Origin of the sequence: Pseudomonas sp. GR 6-02 (assembly GCF_001655615.1) — a bacterium.
Classification (GTDB): domain Bacteria; phylum Pseudomonadota; class Gammaproteobacteria; order Pseudomonadales; family Pseudomonadaceae; genus Aquipseudomonas.
On the sequence record NZ_CP011567.1, the window covers coordinates 5,204,687 to 5,221,561 of the forward strand.

At 57.9% G+C, this 16,875-nt stretch carries 15 protein-coding genes; 2 read left to right on the top strand and 13 right to left on the bottom strand.

Annotation, left to right across the window (positions count from 1 at the left end; genetic code table 11):
• Positions 1-2: 2 nt before the first annotated feature.
• The 13 genes from lpxA to rpsB all read right to left on the bottom strand — a co-directional run bounded on the left by lpxA (position 3) and on the right by rpsB (position 12,852).
• Positions 3-779: an acyl-ACP--UDP-N-acetylglucosamine O-acyltransferase gene (gene lpxA, locus PGR6_RS22940; RefSeq protein WP_018927011.1), complete on the bottom strand. Its 777-nt coding sequence runs from the start codon at positions 777-779 to the stop codon at positions 3-5.
• The gene (fabZ, locus tag PGR6_RS22945; RefSeq protein ID WP_007940511.1) at positions 776-1,216 is read right to left on the bottom strand and encodes a 3-hydroxyacyl-ACP dehydratase FabZ; all 441 of its coding nucleotides are present in this window, start codon (positions 1,214-1,216) and stop codon (positions 776-778) included. Before fabZ ends, lpxA begins: the two co-directional genes overlap by 4 nt.
• A 109-nt stretch (positions 1,217-1,325) precedes the next feature.
• On the bottom strand, positions 1,326-2,381 hold the full coding sequence (gene lpxD / locus PGR6_RS22950) for a UDP-3-O-(3-hydroxymyristoyl)glucosamine N-acyltransferase (RefSeq protein WP_018927012.1): 1,056 nt from the start codon (positions 2,379-2,381) through the stop codon (positions 1,326-1,328).
• A gap of 3 nt (positions 2,382-2,384) precedes the next feature.
• A complete protein-coding gene (locus tag PGR6_RS22955) occupies positions 2,385-2,888 on the bottom strand; it encodes an OmpH family outer membrane protein (RefSeq protein ID WP_007940508.1) in 504 nt (167 codons plus the stop codon).
• Between the two features lie 45 nt (positions 2,889-2,933).
• Positions 2,934-5,312, bottom strand: coding sequence for an outer membrane protein assembly factor BamA (bamA, locus tag PGR6_RS22960; protein WP_018927013.1), 2,379 nt, complete (start codon positions 5,310-5,312; stop codon positions 2,934-2,936).
• 72 nt (positions 5,313-5,384) lie between these two features.
• Entirely contained in the window at positions 5,385-6,737 is a 1,353-nt protein-coding gene (gene rseP / locus PGR6_RS22965) for a sigma E protease regulator RseP (protein ID WP_064620049.1), read from the bottom strand.
• A 52-nt stretch (positions 6,738-6,789) separates the two neighbouring features.
• Positions 6,790-7,980 (bottom strand): 1-deoxy-D-xylulose-5-phosphate reductoisomerase, encoded by a 1,191-nt coding sequence (ispC, locus tag PGR6_RS22970; RefSeq protein ID WP_018927015.1) that lies wholly within the window; start codon positions 7,978-7,980, stop codon positions 6,790-6,792.
• Positions 7,977-8,783, bottom strand: coding sequence for a phosphatidate cytidylyltransferase (locus PGR6_RS22975; protein ID WP_018927016.1), 807 nt, complete (start codon positions 8,781-8,783; stop codon positions 7,977-7,979). Before PGR6_RS22975 ends, ispC begins: the two co-directional genes overlap by 4 nt.
• Entirely contained in the window at positions 8,783-9,538 is a 756-nt protein-coding gene (gene uppS, locus PGR6_RS22980) for a polyprenyl diphosphate synthase (protein ID WP_064620052.1), read from the bottom strand. The genes PGR6_RS22975 and uppS overlap by 1 nt, the downstream gene beginning before the upstream one ends.
• 14 nt (positions 9,539-9,552) lie before the next feature.
• Positions 9,553-10,110 (bottom strand): ribosome recycling factor, encoded by a 558-nt coding sequence (frr, locus tag PGR6_RS22985; protein ID WP_007940501.1) that lies wholly within the window; start codon positions 10,108-10,110, stop codon positions 9,553-9,555.
• Positions 10,107-10,850, bottom strand: a complete 744-nt coding sequence (gene pyrH, locus PGR6_RS22990; protein ID WP_003198235.1) for a UMP kinase — start codon at positions 10,848-10,850, stop codon at positions 10,107-10,109. The genes frr and pyrH overlap by 4 nt, the downstream gene beginning before the upstream one ends.
• Positions 10,851-11,060: 210 nt before the next feature.
• Positions 11,061-11,924 (bottom strand): translation elongation factor Ts, encoded by an 864-nt coding sequence (gene tsf / locus PGR6_RS22995; protein ID WP_018927018.1) that lies wholly within the window; start codon positions 11,922-11,924, stop codon positions 11,061-11,063.
• Positions 11,925-12,114: 190 nt separating this feature from the next.
• A complete protein-coding gene (rpsB, locus tag PGR6_RS23000; protein WP_008052780.1) occupies positions 12,115-12,852 on the bottom strand; it encodes a 30S ribosomal protein S2 in 738 nt (245 codons plus the stop codon).
• 372 nt (positions 12,853-13,224) lie between these two features.
• On the opposite strand from rpsB, the gene map reads away from it, so the two are divergent.
• Complete coding sequence (map, locus tag PGR6_RS23005; protein ID WP_018927020.1) at positions 13,225-14,007, top strand: type I methionyl aminopeptidase; 783 nt, start codon at positions 13,225-13,227, stop codon at positions 14,005-14,007.
• Positions 14,008-14,052: 45 nt separating this feature from the next.
• Complete coding sequence (locus tag PGR6_RS23010) at positions 14,053-16,755, top strand: [protein-PII] uridylyltransferase (RefSeq protein ID WP_064620056.1); 2,703 nt, start codon at positions 14,053-14,055, stop codon at positions 16,753-16,755.
• Positions 16,756-16,875 lie beyond the last annotated feature (120 nt).

Sequence of the window (16,875 nt, forward strand, 5' to 3'; positions counted from 1 at the left end):
GATTAGCGGGTGATGCCGCGGGTCGAAGACTGGATGGAATCACGGAACACCGCGACTTCCGGGAACTGCAGCGAGGGTTCGGCCAGCTCGGCGAGCGCTTGCTCGACTGTCAGGCCCTGGCGGTAAACCACCTTGTAGGCACGACGCAGCGCGTGGATCGCCTCTTCGCTGAAGCCGCGACGGCGCATACCTTCGAAGTTCATGCTGCGAGCTTCAGCGGGGTTGCCGAATACCGTGACGTACGCAGGAACGTCTTTGCCAATGGCAGTGCCCATGCCGGAAAAGCTGTGGGCGCCAATGTGGCAATACTGGTGAACCAGGGTGAAGCCGGACAGGATCGCCCAGTCTTCAACGTGCACATGCCCTGCCAACGCGGTGTTGTTGACCAGGATGCAATGATTGCCGATAACGCTGTCGTGACCGATGTGGGCATAGGCCATGATCAGATTGTGATCGCCCAGGGTCGTTTCCGAACGGTCCTGAATGGTCCCGCGGTGAATCGTCACGCCTTCACGGATGACGTTGTGGTCACCGATGACCAGACGGGTTTCCTCGCCCTTGTATTTCAGATCGGGCGTGTCCTCACCTACCGAAGAAAACTGGTAGATGCGGTTGTGCTTACCGATTCGGGTCGGGCCCTTGAGAATCACATGCGGCCCGATCACTGTCCCCTCGCCGATTTCCACACCTGCGCCGACAATCGACCAAGGGCCGACTTCGACGTCGTCGGCCAGGATGGCCGTCGGATCGATGATTGCGCGAGGGTCAATCAAACTCATAGTTTGCGTTCCGCACAGATGATTTCAGCGGAGCAGACTGGCTTGCCATCGACCGAAGCCTGGCATTCGAACTTCCAGATCTGACGCTTGCAGCTGATGAACTTGGCTTCAAGGATCAATTGATCGCCCGGCAGCACCGGCTGACGGAAGCGCAGTTTGTCGGAGCCGACGAAGTAGTAAAGCGTGCCATCGGCCGGTTTCACGTCGAGCATTTTGAAACCAAGGATCCCGGCAGCCTGAGCCATCGCTTCGATGATCAGTACACCCGGCATGATTGGATGCGCAGGGAAGTGACCATTGAAGAACGGTTCGTTGATGCTGACATTCTTGTAGGCGCGAATGCGCTTGCCTTCCACATCCAGATCCACGACCCGGTCCACCAGCAGGAACGGGTAACGGTGAGGCAGGTATTCGCGAATCTCGTTGATGTCCATCATTTCGGGGGGAAGCCTATGTAAAGATTGGGAGCGCGCGACTGACGCGCACTCCTCTAGCAAATCAAGGGAGGCAGTCTAGCGGCTGTGCACACTTGATATGGAAATGGTATCAGCCATCTGATGAAGCATTACCGTCAGGGGTCACGTCCCCTACACGCTTTTCCAGCTGTCGCAGACGTCGCGCGATGTCATCGAGCTGACGGATACGTGCCGCGCTTTTGCGCCATTCGGCTGCCGGTTGCATCGCCGTACCGGAAGAATAGGAGCCCGGCTCGGTAATCGAGTGGGTCACCATGGTCATCCCGGTCAGGAAAACGTTGTCGCAAATGTCGATATGCCCCACCAGCCCTACGCCACCGGCGAGCATGCAATGCTTGCCGATTTTGGTGCTGCCGGAAATTCCCACGCACGCGGCCATGGCCGTGTGGTCACCGACCTGGACGTTGTGGGCAATCTGAATCTGATTGTCGAGCTTCACACCATTACCAATGACGGTATCGGCCAGCGCGCCACGATCGATAGCGGTATTTACGCCTATTTCCACGTCGTCTCCGATCGAGACGCCGCCGATCTGGGCAATTTTCTGCCAGATACCTTTCTCGTTGGCAAAACCGAAGCCTTCACCACCGAGCACGGCACCGGATTGAATCACCACCCGTTTGCCGATGCGCACGTCGTGATACAGCGTGACGCGCGGGGCCAACCAGCCGCCCTCGCCAATTTCGCAGCGTGCACCGATGAAGCAATGCGCACCAACGGTCACACCGGCGCCAATGCGCGCTGCACTTTCGATGACCGCAAAGGCACCGATGCTCGCCGCCGGATCGACCACCGCATCCGCTGCCACTACCGCTGTCGGATGAATACCGGCCGGCGCCTTGGGCTTGGGATCGAACAGGTGGGAAATGCGCGCATAAGACAGATATGGATCAGCCACCACCAGCGCATCACCGACAAAACCTTCAGCGTCAGCGGCCTTCAGCAGCACGGCTGCGGCCTGACTGTCAGCCAGGTATTTACGGTATTGAGGATTTGCCAGAAAGCTCAACTGAGCTGGGCCAGCCTCTTGCAAAGTGGCCAGCCCAGTAATTTCTTTCTCCGGGTCGCCACGTAAGGTGGCGCCGAGGAACTCGGCCAACTGGCCGAGCTTTATAGTCGCTGTCATGGGTTACTTCAGCTGATTCATGCGCTCGATAACCTGGCGAGTGATGTCGTACTGAGGCTTGACATCAATCACTGCGCCACGCTCGAAGACCAGGTCATAAGCACCTTTCTTGATGACTTCTTCCACAGCGCTGTCCAGTTTCGGCTTGAGCTGCTTCAGCATTTCACGGTCGGCAACGGCTTTGGCTTCGTTCAGCTCCTTGGACTGGAACTGGAAATCACGGGCCTTTTGCTTGAACTCGAGCTCCAGACGTTCACGCTCGCCTTGCTGCATCTTGTCGCCACCGGCCATCAGACGGTCCTGGATACCCTTGGCGCTGCTTTCCAGGCTCTTGAGCTTGGTCAGTTGCGGGCCGAATTTTTTCTCGGCATCCACGGCGTATTTCTTCGCCGCATCGGATTCCAGCAGTGCCATCTGATAGTTCAGAACGGCGATTTTCATGTCGGCAAAAGCCGGACCTGCAACCAGCACGGTCGCCAGGAGAACCAATTGAGTCAACTTACGCACGATGCACTCCTACAAAATCCATTGTCATTATCTTGGGTCAGACGCTTAGAACGTCTGGCCGAGGGAGAATTGGAACACTTGAGTCTCGGCATTGCTGTCCGGTTTTTTGACTGGCATCGCCAAGGCGAAGCTCAACGGACCAAGGGCGGTAACCCATGTCACACCGACACCCACCGAACTGGCCATGTTGCTCAGGCTGACGTCGTTACACTGAGTGTTGGACTTGGAACCATCGGCGTTGGTGCTCTGCTTGCAAGTCGAATCGAACACATTACCCACGTCCCAGAATACCGAAGTGCGCAAGGAACGCTGATCTTTCACGAACGGCATAGGGAATAGAACTTCTACACCACCCTGAATCAGGACGTTACCACCAAACGGCAGTGGATCCTGGTCCGGGTCGGTTGCGGTGCCCGGGTTCACGCCCCGGCTCGGCGTACTACGAGGCCCCAGGGTGCTGTCCTTGAAGCCACGAACCGAGTTGAAACCACCGGCGTAATAGTTTTCATAGAACGGCAAGCCGTCGGTCGAACCATAACCATCGCCATAGCCCAGCTCGGTGTGGAGGCGCATGGTGTAGTTTTCAGACAACGGCTGGAACAATTGACCGCGATAATCGAGCTTGAAGAACGACAAGTCGCTGCCCGGTGTCGTGGCTTCCGCAGTCAAGCTCTGGGAGTGACCACGGGTCGCCAGTACCCCTTTGTTCAAGGTGGATTCAGACCAACCGGCCGATGCCTTGAAGTTGAGGTACTGATCACCTTCCTTGTTAACGAAGTCGAAGATTTCGTCGACGGTGTAAAGACCCGTCTTGATCTTGTCTTGTTGTGCAGACAAACCAAACGTCAGACGCGAAGTCTCGCTGATCGGATAACCAACGTTGACACCTGCGCCCAGGCTGTCTACGGCGTAGCTGGCTACGTTGACATCGAGGTCTTTGTAGTCGGTCGTACGATAGAAAGCGTTGTAACCCAGGCTCACACCGTCAGCTGTCCAGTAGGGGTCGACATAACCGAAGTTATAACGGCTTTGATACTGACTGCGAGTCAAGCCGATGCTGACCTTGTTACCGGTACCCAGGAAGTTGTTCTGAGTGATCGAACCACCAAGGATCAGACCGGCGCTCTGGGCGAAACCAACGCTGGCGGTAATCGAACCGGAAGCCTGCTCTTCAACGCTGTAGTTCACGTCAACCTGATCATCGACACCCGGCACGGCCGGCGTCTCGACGTTGACTTCCTTGAAGAAGCCCAGACGTTCCAGGCGGGTCTTGGATTGGTCGATCAGGTAGGTCGAAGCCCAGCCGCCTTCCATCTGACGCATTTCACGGCGCAGCACTTCGTCTTCGGACTTGGTGTTGCCACGGAAGTTGATGCGGTTCACGTAAGCACGCTTGCCCGGATCGACAGCGAATGTGATATCGACCGTGTGGTCTTCATCGTGAGGCTGAGGCACGCCGTTGACGTTAGCGAAGGTGTAACCCTCGTTACCCAGGCGGCGGGTAATCAGTTCGGAGGTGGTGGTCATCAGCTTGCGCGAGAACACCTGGCCTTTCTGAACCAGCAGCAGGGACTTGACCTGGTCTTCAGGCACTTTCAGGTCGCCGCTGAGTTTCACGTCACGAACGGTGTACTTCTCGCCTTCGTTGACGTTGACGGTGATATAGACGTGTTTCTTGTCCGGGGTGATGGACACCTGGGTCGAAGCGATATCCATATTGATATAGCCACGGTCCAGGTAATAGGAACGCAGACGCTCCAGGTCACCGGAGAGCTTTTCACGAGCGTACTTGTCATCGTTCTTGAAGAACGACAGCCAGTTGCTGGTCTTGAGTTCGAACAGGTCGATCAGGTCTTCATCAGGAAAGACAGTGTTGCCCACCACGTTGATGTGCTGGATCGCCGCTACGGTACCTTCGTTGATGTTGACCTTCAGGGCAACGCGGTTACGCGGCTGCGGCACCACTTCGGTGTCGACGGTAGCCGAGTAGCGGCCCTGAGCGACGTATTGACGCTGCAGCTCGTTACGCACACCTTCGAGGGTCGCGCGCTGGAAGATCTCGCCTTCGGCCAGACCGGACTGTTTGAGGCCCTTCATCAGGTCTTCAGTGGAGATCGCCTTGTTGCCTTCGATCTCGATACTGGCGACCGACGGACGCTCGACTACAGTAATGACCAGGACGTTGCCTTCACGGCCCAGCTGGATATCTTGAAAGAACCCGGTTTTGAACAGCGCACGAGTGGATTCCACCAGGCGACGATCATCCGCCTGCTCGCCGACGTTCAACGGCAAGGCACCAAAGACACTACCCGCGGAGACCCGCTGGAGGCCATTGACGCGAATATCAGAGATAGTGAAGGACTCGGCGTGAACTTCGGCGATCATCAATACGGTGAGAACCGCAGTTAGCAGCAGACGTTTCATGAAGTCCTTTCTTATTCCAACTGGCAATAAAAACTGCCGCAAAATGCGGCAGATTCGCAATTCAGCGAAGCGTTACAGTCGACCCAGATCATTGACCAGAGCAAGCAACATCACCCCGACCACCAAACTGATACCGATCTGTATCCCCCAACCTTGCACCCGATCCGACAAGGGACGACCACGCGCCCACTCGATCAGATAAAACAACAAATGCCCCCCATCCAGTACAGGAATGGGCAGCAAATTCAGAACACCCAGGCTAATACTCAGATAAGCAAGGAAATTCAGGAAATCAGCGATGCCCGACTGGGCAGAAGCGCCCGCCACTTTAGCAATGGTTATCGGTCCACTCAAGTTTTTTACCGAGAGCTCGCCGAACAACATTTTCTTGAGCGAGTCGAGGGTCAGTACGCTCATGGTCCAGGTGCGTCGGGCACCCTCCCCAATCGCGGCCACCGGACCGTAACTGACTTCGCGAATCATCTCTGGTGGCCAATCGACCGCTTTCACCCCTGCGCCCAGATAGCCAGTGGGTGCCTTGCTCTCGCCGCGCGCGGCCAGCGTCACAGGGACGTCGATTTGAGCACCGTCGCGCTCAACGCGCAGCATGATTTTGGTATCCGGATGCAAACGGACGATGTCGACTACTTGCTGCCAGTCATCCAGTGCCTTGCCATCAAAGGTCAACAGGCGGTCTCCAGCCTTCAAACCCGCAGCCTTCGCCGGCCCTTTCGGATCAATTTCGGCCAGCACCGGCGGCAATGCCGGACGCCAGGGGCGAATACCCAGCGAGTGAATAGGATCCGGCTCGTTAGCCCCCTTGAGCCACTTGTCCAGCACCAGCTCACGAGGCGAATCCACGGTGGAGCCCTGTTCGCGGACCAGCACTTGCAGGGAACCGCTCTCGCCCAGGCGGCGGACCAGTTGCAGGTTCACCGCAGCCCAGCCGGAAGTGGGCTCGCCATCGATGGCAATAATTTCCTGCCCCGGACTCAAACCTGCCCTGGAGGCGATACTGCCGGATTCGACCGCGCCGATAACCGGGCGCACCTGCTCGCTGCCCAGCATTGCCAATGCCCAGAAAAACACCATCGCCAATAGAAAGTTGGCAATCGGACCGGCTGCCACGATAGCAACGCGCTGACGGACGGACTTGCGATTGAAGGCGTGATCGAGCTGATCGGCCGGCACCTCACCTTCGCGCTCGTCGAGCATTTTCACGTAGCCACCCAGCGGGATGGCGGCAACCACGAATTCAGTGCCTTTGCTGTCGTGCCAGCGCAGCAGCGGCATGCCGAAGCCCACGGAGAAACGCAGCACTTTGACCCCACAGCGACGTGCGACCCAGAAATGGCCGAATTCGTGGAAGGTGACCAGCACGCCCAGCGCTACCAGGGTGCCGACAATCATATAGAGCGCGCTCATCTACTTTCTCCGCAATCCTATCGGTGCTGCATGGGCCAACGTATTGCAGCACTTATCGGCCGTGACGACTCAACCATTGCCCGGCCAGTACCCGTGCTTTCGCATCGGCCGTAAACACTGCCTCGAGATCATCAACCGCAACCACAGGCTCGAGGTTCAATACTTCCTCGATAATACTCGCGATTTCCAGATAGCGAACCCGTCCGTCGAGAAAGGCCGCCACAGCCACTTCATTCGCGGCATTGAGCATGGCCGGCGCGCTGTTACCTGCCTCGGCGGCTTGACGCGCAAGGCGCAGGCAAGGGAAGCGCTCTTCATCGGGTGCCTGGAAATCCAGGCGAGCGATGGCGAACAGATCCAACGGCGCAACGCCCGAGTCGATCCGCTCCGGCCACGCCAGGGCATTGGCAATTGGTGTGCGCATATCCGGATTACCCAGCTGCGCCAGCACCGAACCATCGACATAGTCGACCAGCGAATGAATCACGCTTTGCGGGTGAATCACCACTTCGACCTGAGAGGGCGTAGCGTCGAACAGCCAGCAGGCCTCGATCAGCTCGAGCCCTTTGTTCATCATGCTGGCCGAATCCACCGAAATCTTGCGCCCCATGGACCAATTCGGGTGAGCACACGCTTGCTCGGGGGTAACATGCGCCAGTTCGGCCAGGGGCGTCTGCCGGAACGGGCCACCAGAGGCTGTCAGTAGAATCCGGCGTACACCGACCGCGCCCAAACCACGAGAGAAGTCCTGCGGCATGCACTGGAAAATCGCGTTGTGCTCGCTGTCGATCGGCAGCAGTACCGAACCGCTTTTACGCACGGCCTGCATGAACAGCGCACCGGACATCACCAGCGCTTCTTTATTGGCCAAAAGAATCTTTTTGCCGGCCTCGACCGCCGCCAGGGTCGGACGCAAACCCGCCGCCCCGACGATCGCCGCCATTACCGCATCGACTTCTGGATCCGAGGCGATCTGACACAAGCCCTCCTCTCCCACCAGAACACGGGTCGACAGGCCAGCCGCATGCAATTCGTCCTGCAAGCCTCGGGCAGCACCAGATTCCGGCACGACCGCGAAACGCGGCGTATGACGCACGCACAGCGCCAGCAGCTCACTCAAACGAGTGAAACCGCTCAAGGCGAATACCTGATAGCGTTCGGGGTGACGGGCGATGACGTCCAGAGTGCTCAGACCAATCGAGCCGGTCGCCCCCAGCACGGTAATCTGTTGTGGGCGACTCACGATGCCGCCATCCACAGCAGCACGGCGAACACCGGAATCGCCGCTGTCAGACTGTCGATGCGGTCCAGCACACCGCCGTGCCCTGGCAGCAGATTACTGCTGTCCTTGATCCCCGACTGGCGCTTGAACATGCTTTCGGTGAGGTCACCCACCACCGAAATGAACACAATGATCGCAGCACCGAACAGGCCCATCAGCATCTGAGCGAAACTCCAGTCCCGCGCAAAACCGACGATTGCCGTGATCACCAGGCTCAGCAGCAAGCCGCCGTACACGCCCTCCCAGCTCTTGCCAGGACTGACCTGTGGTGCCAGCTTGCGCTTGCCGAAGGCTCGACCGGAAAAGTACGCACCGATATCGGCGCCCCAGACCAACACCATCACGGCCATGATCAGCCAGTTGCCCAAGGGTTCCTGCTTGATCAGGATCAGACCTTGCCAGGCCGGCAACAGAATCAACAAACCGATCGCCAGCTTGCACGCAGCGCTGGCCCAGTGTTCGCTGGACCGTGGATAAGTCAGCACCAGATAGGTGGCCACGCCCCACCAGAGCACCGAGGCGCCCAGCACCCAAGGCGCGAGCCCCGGCAGGATATGCATGACAAACAGCATCAACGCGACCACAGCTGCAAAAGCAACACGGATCGCCTGGCCAGCAAAACCTGCCAGGCGCGCCCATTCCCATGCCCCCAGCGTCACCACCAGCCCGATAAACAGCGCAAAACCGGACCCTTCAAGCAGGAAAAACCCGCACAGGGCAATCGGCAGCAGAATCAGTGCCGTGATGATTCGTTGTTTAAGCATTAAACCCGGGCTCCAGACTCGACCTGCTCGCTCGTTTTACCGAAGCGACGCTGGCGAGAAGCGAAATCAGCCAGCGCCTTGCGCATGGCGTCGTGTTTGAAGTCCGGCCAGAACAGGTCGGAGAAGTACAACTCGGCGTAAGCCAGTTGCCACAGCAGGAAGTTACTGATGCGATGCTCGCCACCGGTACGGATGCACAAGTCCGGCAACGGCAGATCGCCGGTCGCCAGACAGGTTTGCAACAGCTCGGGAGTGATGTCTTCAGGGCGCAGATGCCCGGCCTGAACTTCGCGCGCCAGACGTTGCGCAGCTTGCGCGATGTCCCACTGACCACCGTAGTTGGCGGCGATCTGCAGGATAAAGCGATTGACGCCGGCAGTCATAGCCTCGGCTTCACGCATGGCAGCTTGAAGCTCTGGATGAAAACGCGAACGGTCGCCGATGATGCGCAAACTGATGTTGTTGTCGTTCAGGCGCTTGGCCTCGCGACGCAGCGCCCTGAAGAACAGATCCATCAAGGCACTGACCTCATCGGCCGGGCGTTGCCAGTTCTCACTGGAGAACGCAAACAGGGTCAATACCTCAACCCCGGACTCCGCACACACCTCGATGACCGCACGAACAGCATCCACACCCGCTTTATGCCCGGCGACACCCGGCATAAAGCGTTTTTTCGCCCAACGATTATTACCATCCATGATGATCGCGACATGGCGCGGCACCGCGGACGGCGCAGTCTGCTTGGTCTTGTCCATTTAAAACTCGACCCTTATACGGCCATCAGGTCTTTTTCTTTCTCCGCCAACTTAGCGTCGATTTCAGCCACGAATTTCTTGGTCAGATCGTCGATCTCGCCAGTGGCACGACGCTCTTCGTCTTCGCTGATTTCCTTTTCCTTGACCAGGTCCTTCAGCGAGCTGTTTGCATCGCGACGGATGTTGCGCACGGCAACACGGGCATCCTCAGCGACATCACGAGCCTGCTTGGTGAAGCCCCGGCGGGTTTCTTCGGTCAGGGCCGGCATGGAGATCAGCAGCAACTCACCCAGGTTGGTCGGGTTGAGATTCAGGCCAGCGCTACCGATAGCCTTGTCGACCGCGCCCAGCATGTTGCGCTCGAAGGCAACGACTTGCAGGGTACGGGCGTCTTTAACGGTGATGTTCGCCACTTGCTTGATCGGAGTGTCGGCGCCGTAGTACGGAACCATCACGCCTTCCAGAATGCTTGGGTGCGCCTGGCCGGTACGGATACGCCCGAAGTTGTGCGCCAGCGATTCTACGGATTTCTGCATGCGCTCTTTAGCGTCTTTCTTGATTTCGTTGATCATTGTTGAACTTCCTCGATCAGGGTTCCTTCAGCGCCGCCATGTACGATATTCAACAGGGCACCGGGTTTGTTCATATTAAACACGCGCAGCGGCATCTTGTGGTCGCGGCACAGGCAAATGGCCGTCAGATCCATCACACCCAGCTTGCGATCCAGCACTTCATCGTAGGTCAGATGATCGAACTTCTCGGCATGCGGGTCTTTGAACGGGTCAGCGGTGTAGACGCCATCAACCTTCGTTGCCTTGAGCACCACATCGGCATCGATTTCGATTGCGCGCAGGCAGGCAGCCGAGTCCGTTGTAAAGAACGGATTGCCAGTACCGGCCGCGAAAATCACGACTTCCTTGGAGTTCAGGTGGCGCATGGCTTTGCGGCGATCATAGTGATCGGTCACGCCAACCATGGAAATGGCCGACATCACGATGGCCGAGATATTGGCACGTTCCAGCGCATCGCGCATCGCCAGGGCGTTCATCACAGTGGCCAGCATGCCCATGTGGTCGCCAGTGACCCGATCCATGCCGGCGGCGCTGAGCGCTGCGCCACGGAACAGGTTACCCCCGCCGATCACCAGACCGACCTGAACACCGATGCCAACCAGTTGGCCAACTTCCAGTGCCATGCGATCCAGAACTTTCGGATCGATCCCGAACTCTTCCGAGCCCATCAGGGCCTCGCCGCTAAGCTTGAGTAGAATGCGTTTATAGCGAGCCTGATAACCACTGCCCTGCTGAGCCATTGCGAATCTCTCCTGCGGCGTATTTTAAAAATTCTTTGCGAGCTGTTTACAGCTGGCGTTCACTCTAGCTTGGCGCTGCTTCAGCGCCATCGGAACATGGCTTTGTAAGCCAGTTCCAAAAGGAAACCAAATAAAATTGGCAACCCCATCTGAAAAGAGGCTGCGCGCGTAAGCGGGCAGCCTCTTCAGGGCGACAGTTAAAAAACCGTCTTATTGCTTGCTGGCAGCCAGCTGGGCAGCAACTTCTTCTGCGAAGTTGTCTACTGGCTTCTCGATGCCTTCGCCTACTTTGAAGTAGGTGAAAGAAACGATTTCAGCACCGGCTTTCTTGGCCAGGTCGCCGACCTTGATTTCAGGGTTCTTGACGAACGCCTGCTCAACCAGGCTCGCTTCAGCCAGGAACTTGCTGATACGGCCTTTGACCATGTTTTCAACGATGTTTTCTGGCTTGCCGGCAATCTTGTCAGCGTTGAGGGTCAGGAACACGCCTTTCTCGCGCTCGATCGCTTCAGCGGAAACTTCCGACGGCAGCAGGAATTCAGGGTTGGTAGCCGCTACGTGCATAGCGATGTCTTTGGCCAGCTCAACGTCGCCGCCCTTGAGAACAACCGCAACACCAATCTTGTTGCCGTGCAGGTAGCCACCAACAACATCGCCTTCAACGCGAGCCAGGCGACGAATGTTGACGTTTTCGCCAACCTTGCCAACCAGAACCAGACGATCAGCTTCACGCGCTTCGATCAGCGGAGCAGCATCGGTCAGTTTGTCAGCGAACGCTTTTTCAATGCTGGCAGCAACAAATGCCTTGAAGTCGTCCTGCAGAGCCAGGAAGTCGGTCTGCGAGTTCACTTCCAGCAGAACGGCGGATTTACCGTCTTCCTTGAGAGCGATTGCGCCTTCAGCGGCAACGTTGCCGGCTTTCTTGGCAGCCTTGATGGCGCCCGAAGCGCGCATGTCATCAATGGCTTTTTCGATGTCGCCGCCAGCCTTGGTCAAGGCCTTTTTGCAGTCCATCATGCCTTCGCCGGTACGCTCGCGCAGTTCTTTGACCAACGCTGCAGTAATCTCTGCCATTTTCAAATTCCTCTTGGATAGGTTTTCAACCATTCCACCCGATCGAACGGGCGATCAATTCTTCCCGAACCACCCTTGTTAGCTGCCGCACGTTACAGATAAAGCAGTGGGCGCCGACAAATGGTTTTCGAGGTGGCAAAAAGGGGGCCAAGCCCCCTTTTTGCTTACTGAGTCAACGCCAGGGCGTCAATTACTCAGCTGCAGCCTGAGTTTCTTCAGCTGCGAATTCTACAGTGCCGCCAGCAACATTGTTGCGACCACGGATAACAGCGTCAGCCATCGAACCCATGTACAGCTGGATAGCGCGGATTGCGTCATCGTTGCCTGGGATGATGTAGTCAACGCCTTCCGGGCTGCTGTTGGTATCGACTACGCCGATAACCGGGATGCCCAGCTTGTTGGCTTCGGTGATCGCGATGCGCTCGTGATCAACGTCGATAACGAACAGAGCGTCTGGCAGACCGCCCATGTCCTTGATACCACCCAGGGAACGATCCAGCTTCTCAAGATCGCGAGTGCGCATCAGCGCTTCTTTCTTGGTCAGCTTGGCGAAAGTACCGTCTTCAGCTTGCACTTCAAGGTCACGCAGACGCTTGATGGAAGCACGGATGGTTTTGAAGTTGGTCAGCATGCCGCCCAACCAGCGGTGATCGACGTACGGCGAACCGCAACGTGCTGCTTCTTCAGCAACGATCTTGCCAGCGGAACGCTTGGTGCCGACGAACAGAATCTTGTTTTTGCCCTGGGCCAGACGCTCTACGAAAGTCAGAGCTTCGTTGAACATTGGCAGGGTTTTTTCAAGGTTGATGATGTGAATCTTGTTACGCGCGCCGAAAATGTACTTACCCATTTTCGGATTCCAGTAACGGGTTTGGTGACCGAAGTGCACACCGGCCTTCAGCATATCGCGCATGTTGACTTGGGACATGATAGTTCCTTAATAAGTCGGGTTTGGCCTCCACGTATCCCAATGACCAACCAGCAGCATCAGCTGAAGGCACCCAGGTCATCGTGTCGACACGTGTGTGGATTTAAGCTTTTCAGGGTACCCCGGAAAGCGGCGCATTTTATATCACAAGGCCGGAAAAAACGGAACCCGCATTCTGAAAACCTGGCGAATGCTTTTGATCCCGCCCTTGGAATCCCCCAAGAATGCGCCATCCTATAGAGAGAAGCGATGCACAGAAGCTCAGATTTGCCCTGATCGTCTGGTAGAATTGCGTTTTTCAGGGCCGCGACGATCGTTCGCGCAATGCCCATTTCGTTTTAGAAGGCGCCATTGAGCGCAGAGAGAGCCTGTATGACCGTCACCCTCAAAACCCCAGAGGACATCGCAAAAATGCGGATCGCCGGCAAATTGGCCGCCGATGTGCTGGAAATGATTGCCGATTATGTCAAGCCGGGCGTTACCACCGAAGAGCTGGACCGCATCTGCCACGACTACATCGTCAACGAGCAGAAAGCCATTCCTGCCCCGCTCAACTACAAGGGCTTTCCGAAGTCGATCTGCACCTCGATCAACCACGTGGTCTGCCACGGCATCCCGAACGAGAAGCCGTTGAAGGATGGCGACACGCTGAACATCGACGTCACAGTGATCAAGGACGGCTACCACGGCGATACCAGCCGCATGTTCCACGTCGGCACCGTGCCGGTCTGGGCCGAGCGTCTGTCCCAGGTGACACAGGAATGCATGTACAAGGCCATCGAACTGGTGAAACCCGGCTGCCGCCTGGGCGATATCGGTGAAGTGATCCAGAAGCACGCGGAAAAGAACGGTTTCTCGGTGGTTCGCGAGTTCTGCGGCCACGGCATCGGCAAGGTGTTCCACGAAGAACCGCAGATCCTGCACTACGGCCGCGCCGGCACCGGCATGGAACTGAAAGCCGGCATGACCTTCACCATCGAGCCGATGATCAACCAGGGCAAGGCCGACACCAAGGTGCTGGGCGATGGCTGGACCGCGATCACCAAGGACCGCAAGCTGTCGGCGCAATGGGAACACACTCTGCTGGTGACCGATACCGGCTACGAGATCTTCACCCTGCGCAGCGACGATACCATCCCGCGCGTTTCGGCCTGATCCCGCCCGCGCCGTTCCCAGCCTTATAGAAAGGAAAGCCAATCGATGCCGCAGGTGGATCCCGAACTCTTCGACCGCGGCCAGTTCCAGGCTGAACTGGCCCTGAAGGCAAGCCCTATCGCTGCTTTCAAGAAGGCGATCCGTCAGGCCCGCGAAGTGCTCGACGAGCGGTTTCGCAGCGGCCGGGAGATTCGCCGGCTGATCGAGGATCGTGCCTGGTTCGTCGATAACATCCTGCAAAAGGCCTGGGAGCAATTCAACTGGAACTTCGAAGCCGACATCGCGCTGGTCGCGGTCGGCGGCTACGGTCGTGGCGAGTTGCACCCCTACTCTGACATCGACCTGCTGATCCTGCTGGGCGGCGCCGACCACGAAATTTTCCGTGATTCAATCGAGCGTTTTCTGACGTTGCTGTGGGACATCGGCCTGGAAGTCGGCCAGAGCGTTCGCTCGGTTGACGAATGCGCCGAGGAAGCCCGCGCCGACCTGACGGTGATCACCAACCTGATGGAAAGCCGCACCATTGCCGGTCCCGAGCGCCTGCGCCAGCGCATGCTGGACGTGACCAGCACAGAACACATGTGGCCCAGCAAGGAGTTCTTCCTGGCCAAGCGCGCCGAACAGAAAGCCCGTCACCACAAGTACAACGACACCGAGTACAACCTGGAACCCAACGTCAAGGGCTCGCCCGGTGGCTTGCGCGATATCCAGACGATTCTGTGGGTTGCCCGTCGTGAGTACGGCACCCTCAATCTGCGGGCCCTGGCCGGCGAAGGTTTCCTGGTGGAGAGCGAGAACGCCCTGCTGGCTTCGTCCCAGGAATTCCTGTGGAAAGTGCGTTATGCGCTGCACATGCTCGCCGGCCGCGCCGAAGACCGCCTGCTGTTCGATCACCAGCGCACGATTGCCGGGTTGCTGGGTTTCGTCGGCAATGACGCCAAGCACGCCATCGAAAACTTCATGCAGCAGTACTACCGGGTGGTCATGAGCATTGCCCAGCTCAGCGACTTGATCATCCAGCACTTCGAAGAAGTGATCCTGGCCCCCGAAGACGAAGCACCGCCCCAGCCGATCAACTCGCGATTCCAGCTGCACGACGGCTACATCGAGGCGCGCAACAACAATGTGTTCCGCCGCACGCCGTTCGCCATGCTCGAAATCTTCGTGCTGATGGCCCAGCAGCCGGAGATCAAAGGCGTACGCGCCGACACCATCCGCCTGCTGCGCGAGAACCGTCATTTGATCGACGACGACTTCCGCAACGATATTCGCAATACCAGCCTGTTCATCGAATTGTTCAAGTGCAAGATCGGCGTCCACCGCAACCTGCGGCGGATGAACCGTTACGGGATCCTTGGGCGTTATCTGCCGGAGTTCGGCTTTATTGTCGGGCAGATGCAGCACGACCTGTTTCACATCTATACGGTCGACGCGCACACCCTGAACCTGATCAAGCACCTGCGTAAGTTGCAGTACACCCAAGTGTCGGAAAAATTCCCGCTGGCCAGCAAGCTCATGGCCAAACTGCCCAAGCCGGAGTTGATTTACCTGGCCGGCCTGTACCACGACATCGGCAAGGGCCGGCATGGCGACCACTCGGAAATCGGCGCAGTGGACGCCGAAGCCTTTTGCCAGCGCCATCAGTTGCCGATCTGGGACAGCCGCCTGATCGTCTGGCTGGTGCAAAACCACCTGGTGATGTCGACCACCGCCCAGCGCAAGGACTTGTCCGACCCGCATGTGATCCACGATTTCGCGCAGATTGTCGGCGATGAAACCCGCCTCGATTATCTGTATGTGCTGACCGTTGCCGACATCAACGCGACCAACCCGACGCTATGGAACTCCTGGCGCGCGAGCCTGTTGCGCCAGCTCTACACCGAGACCAAGCGCGCCTTGCGTCGCGGCCTGGAAAACCCGGTGGATCGCGAAGAACAGATCCGCCAGACCCAAAGCGCAGCGCTGGACATTCTGGTACGCGGCGGCACCGACCCGGACGACGTCGAGCAGTTGTGGGCACAACTGGGCGATGACTACTTCCTGCGTCACACCGCCGGCGACGTAGCCTGGCACACTGATGCAATCTTGCAGCAGCCGGCCGACGGCGGCCCGCTGGTGCTGATCAAGGAAACCACCCAGCGCGAGTTCGAGGGCGGTACGCAGATCTTCATTTATGCGCCGGACCAGCACGACTTCTTCGCCGTGACCGTAGCGGCGATGGACCAGCTCAACCTGAACATTCACGACGCCCGGGTCATCACCTCCAGCAGCCAGTTCACCCTCGACACCTATATCGTGCTCGATACCGATGGCGACTCGATCGGCGACAACCCGGCGCGGGTCAAGCAGATCCGCGAAGGCCTGACCGAAGCCCTGCGCAATCCGGACAACTACCCAACGATTATCCAGCGTCGGGTGCCGCGTCAGCTCAAACATTTTACCTTTGCGCCACAGGTGACAATCCACAACGATGCCCAGCGTCCGGTGACCGTGCTGGAACTCAGCGCACCCGACCGTCCCGGGTTACTGGCGCGGATCGGCACGATCTTCCTCGAGTTCGACCTGTCGCTGCAGAACGCCAAGATCGCCACCTTGGGCGAGCGCGTGGAAGACGTGTTCTTCATCACCGACGCCAACAATCAGCCGCTGTCCGACCCCTTGCTGTGCAGCCGCTTGCAGGATGCAATCGTCAAACAGCTGAGCGTCAACCAGGAACCCGATATCAAACATTCGCGCATCAGCATCTGAATCAACCCAATCCCCCTGTGGGAGCGGGCTTGTGTGGCGAGGGAGCTTGCTCCCGCTGGGTCGCGAAGCGACCCCAAAAGCTTGCGACTGCTGCGCAGTCCAACGGGAGCAAGCTCCCTC